This window comes from Leptolyngbya sp. FACHB-36, from assembly GCF_014695955.1.
Taxonomy (GTDB): Bacteria; Cyanobacteriota; Cyanobacteriia; order Leptolyngbyales; family Leptolyngbyaceae; genus FACHB-36.
On sequence record NZ_JACJPG010000691.1, the window covers coordinates 1 to 2,088 of the forward strand.

Genomic DNA, 2,088 nt, shown 5'->3' on the forward strand with positions numbered 1-2,088 from the left:
AGCGACAACACGATCGCCAATAATGGTCAAAATGGCGTTGAGCTTCAGACACTCAGCACTAGCCCGATCGCCGTCAACATTGACAGAAACACGATCAACACGCCTAACGCCTTCCAAGGCATTGCGCTGCAAGCGGCGTTTGCCAACGCTCGGTTGTCTGCAAATGTCCGCCTCAACCGATTGACCAACACGCCTTCCAATACTGGGCTGTTTGCCCGAACCAGTCCTATCGGTGCGTCAACCGTCTGTCTTAACCTCTCGGGTAACAGCAGCACCACGGGCTATACCCTCTTTCAAACAACGCCCGCTGGAATCTTTCAGGCGGTGGACTTACCCAATCTTTCAACGAACAATACTGGCACTCCCGTCGTTCTAGGGGGAACGATTAGCAACGTCCCAGCCTGTCCATAATTCGAGCGAATTTGAGCTGTCTGTGCAAGCTCACTAAAAGGTCTATTAAACTTTGTGAAGTAGGAACTCAATCCTGCGCCACATCCGCTTAGCGACCTCAGGTAACCTCCTATGGCAGCCCCCAACGACACGATTTTTGAGCGATTTCTTGCCCCGATCGCCCGCCTGTTCATTGACGAGAGCGAACTGCGGCGGTTTCACGAAAGCATCGACTGGACTGCGGAAAGCGATCGCTTCCGCAACCCCGCTCTCACGTATCCGGCTTACTACACCAGCCAAAACTTTCACGGCATCGATCGCGGCTACCTCAACGTTAGCGCCGCCGTGACCTACGACCCGATCACTCAATACGCCCTACCCCCCGGAGAATCGCTGGTGCGGCAAGCGGCGATCGACGCCATCCGCACCAAGCCGCGTCGCATTCTCGACCTTGGCTGCGGCACAGGCTCCACGGCCCTAATGCTCAAGCAAGCCTTTCCGCAGGCAGACGTGATTGGGTTGGACTTGTCGCCTTATATGCTGGTTGTGGCGGAGCACAAAGCTACTCAGTCGGGGCTGAAGATTGAATGGAAGCACGGTGAGGCTGAGCATACGGGCTTTCCAGATGCGTCGTTCGATTTAGTCACTGCATCTCTGCTGTTTCACGAAACTCCGCCTGTGGTGTCTCAAGCGATTCTGCGCGAGTGCTTTCGGCTGCTGACGGTGGGTGGCGAGGTTGTAATTCTAGATGGTAGCCAACCCGTGCTGCGTCAAACTGAATGGCTGACTCAGATTTTTGAGGAGCCGTACATTCAGGGCTTTGCTGCTGGCAGCGTCGATGCTTGGATGGGTGCGGCTGGATTTGAGGCTGTGCAAACTCAGGCGGTGTGGTGGCTGCATCAATTGACTCGTGGGGTCAAACCGCTGCTGCATCAGTCCGTGGAGTTTACCCAGCCAGAAGCCGCGATCGATGAGGGACAATGGGCAATGGGTTAAGCGGGGAGATGGGCTTATGCTGAAAGCCGTATTATTCGATTTCAATGGCGTGATCATTAATGATGAATCCGTTCATGAAACGCTGATTAATCAACTGTTGGTTGAGGAGAATCTGCGACCAAAGCCAGGAGAGTTTCGTCAGTTTTGCCTGGGTCGCAGCGATCGCGCCTGCATCACCGATTTGTTCACCAATCGGGGTCGAGTGCTAAGCGACGCCTATTTGGATCTGTTGATCGCTCGCAAAGCCGAGTCTTACCTGCGGGAACTCGAAACCCTAACCACGCTGCCAATTTATCCGGGACTGCACGATTTTATCTTTCAAGCTCGTGCTGCCAAGCTGAAACTGGCGATCGTTAGCGGCGCACTGCGAGCAGAAGTTGGGGCAGTGTTGCAGCGTACCCAACTCAGCGACTATTTCTCGGTGATCGTCTCGGGGGACGACGGCATCCCCAGCAAGCCCGAACCTGATGGCTACCTGCTTGCAGTCGAGCGGCTGAATCAGCAGTTTCCTGATCTAACGCTTAAGCCTGAGGAGTGTTTGGCGATCGAAGACACGTTTGTGGGTATTCAAGCCGCGAAACGAGCAGGCATTTCGGTCGTGGGTGTGGCAAACACCTACCCGTTTCACATGCTGCAACGATGGGCTAACTGGGCGGTTGATTACTTATCTGATTTGGAACTTGAGCGAATTCAGCATCTTGC

The 2,088-nt window shown here is 54.4% G+C and carries 3 protein-coding genes; all 3 read left to right on the forward strand.

What is annotated here, in order from left to right:
* Positions 1 to 411 (forward strand): hypothetical protein (locus H6F43_RS21700; protein WP_190345250.1); only part of this gene is annotated, 411 nt, incomplete at its 5' end.
* Between the two features lie 111 nt (positions 412 to 522).
* Positions 523 to 1,386 (forward strand): class I SAM-dependent methyltransferase, encoded by an 864-nt coding sequence (locus H6F43_RS21705; protein ID WP_190345251.1) that lies wholly within the window; start codon positions 523 to 525, stop codon positions 1,384 to 1,386.
* 16 nt (positions 1,387 to 1,402) lie between these two features.
* Positions 1,403 to 2,088: HAD family phosphatase (locus H6F43_RS21710; RefSeq protein WP_190345252.1), on the forward strand; the 686-nt coding region annotated here is incomplete at its 3' end.